General features: G+C 74.2%; 1 protein-coding gene. It reads left to right on the top strand.

Going from position 1 to position 248, the window contains the following annotated elements; genetic code table 11:
• Window positions 1-248 (top strand): PP2C family protein-serine/threonine phosphatase (locus IH13_RS0116800; protein ID WP_420713369.1); only part of this gene is annotated, 248 nt, incomplete at both ends.

Genomic DNA, 248 nt, shown 5'->3' with positions numbered 1-248 from the left:
GGGTGGGCGACAGCCGCGTCTACTGGGTGCCCCGGGACCGCGCCCATCCGCCCGCCAGGCTCACGGAGGACGACTCCTGGGCCGCGCAGATGGTCGCCACGGGCCTGATGAACGAGGCGGAGGCGTACGCCGACCACCGGGCCCACGCCATCACGGGGTGGCTGGGCGCCGACGCCTACGAACTGGAGCCGCACACCGCGTCCTTCAAACCGGACCGGGCGGGGCTCGTGGTGGTGTGCACCGACGGG

Origin of the sequence: Streptomyces sp. NRRL WC-3549 (assembly GCF_000721935.1) — a bacterium.
GTDB lineage: Bacteria > Actinomycetota > Actinomycetes > Streptomycetales > Streptomycetaceae > Streptomyces.
This window is presented reverse-complemented; position numbering and strand designations above follow the sequence as displayed.